Source organism: Ruminococcus bromii (assembly GCF_002834225.1).
GTDB classification, from domain to species: Bacteria; Bacillota; Clostridia; order Oscillospirales; family Acutalibacteraceae; genus Ruminococcoides; species Ruminococcoides bromii.
Genome location: NZ_NNSR01000034.1, coordinates 1 through 651, shown reverse-complemented (window position 1 = coordinate 651; position 651 = coordinate 1). Strand labels below are relative to the sequence as shown.

The following is a 651-nucleotide window of genomic DNA, read 5'->3' as shown; positions in this document are numbered from 1 at the left end:
TTTGTATAATGTCAGATACACTTTGACTGACGGCGGTACCGAGTATTCATACTACTACACACATAATTCCCGTGGTGATATTGTCGGAATTTACAACGGAGCAGGCGAACTCAAAGCGCACTATGAGTATGACGCTTGGGGCAATGTGATTTCAATAACCGATAATAACGGAAATGCAATCACAAATCCAAATCATATCGGTAACTTGAATCCGTTCCGTTACAGAGGTTATTATCAGGACACAGAAACAGGTCTTTACTACCTGATGAGCCGTTACTACGACCCAATAACCCACCGCTTTATAAATGCCGATGGTTATTTCCAATCAGGAACCTCTATTTTGGATGCTAATACATTTGCTTATTGTGGTAATAATCCAGTTCTCAATGTTGATCCATTAGGCGCCTGCAAAGTTCCTAATTACACATCGGCAGGGACATACATTGGACATACTTGGAAGATTAAAGAATCAGTTCCGGGTGTCCCGGGTTTTTGTAATGTTTGTAAGGGTTACGGATCAAATGCTCCCTCGAATACCTCACACAGTTTCGTTATTAGTTCTTATACGACACCTTCTACAAAAAAACAAGACTACAACACTTGGAATAAGGTGGCAGATTCTTTTGGAGCTATATTTTGTAGTTTAGAAGT

1 protein-coding gene is annotated in these 651 nt (G+C 40.1%); it reads left to right on the top strand.

From position 1 onward, the window contains the following. Nucleotides 1-651, top strand: a 651-nt coding sequence (locus RBATCC27255_RS03280; RefSeq protein WP_278292278.1) for an RHS repeat-associated core domain-containing protein, incomplete at both ends; no start/stop codon positions are given.